The sequence below is a fragment of the Listeria rocourtiae subsp. hofi genome (assembly GCF_963575615.1).
GTDB lineage: Bacteria > Bacillota > Bacilli > Lactobacillales > Listeriaceae > Listeria_A > Listeria_A hofi.
In genome coordinates this window covers 1-401 of record NZ_CAUYTL010000097.1, presented here as the reverse complement: position 1 = coordinate 401, position 401 = coordinate 1, and the positions used below count along the sequence as shown (strand labels likewise).

Annotated in this window: 1 protein-coding gene; it reads right to left on the bottom strand. The window is 43.6% G+C overall.

All coding sequences use genetic code 11. From position 1 onward, the window contains the following. Positions 1–401: aspartate/glutamate racemase family protein (locus R8925_RS15875; RefSeq protein WP_430536754.1), on the bottom strand; the 401-nt coding region annotated here is incomplete at both ends.

Genomic DNA, 401 nt, shown 5'->3' with positions numbered 1-401 from the left:
GCCCGCGATTCTTCACGGATAATACCCAGACACAACTCCTCAAAAATAATGAGATTCACAGTCTCCAAACCACCACCAACAGGAATCTGAACCCCAATCCCGCTTCCTACATAACGCCCTTTATAAAAATCCTCCACCATCGTATACCGCGTACCAAGTAATAAAATCTGCACCAATCCCAGCTCCTGAATTGCCCTAATCGTCGGCTCCGCAATATGTATAATCGGGATTCCAATCATTTCTTCCACCTGATGTACAACTTTATGCATCGTATTCGTACAAATCAAAATAAAGTCCGCACAAGCTCGCTCCAATTTCACTGCTATATATGCGAGCAACAATCCCGCCTCATGCCATCTATTCTCTTGTTGCAACTTCTCAATCGCATAAAAATCCACACT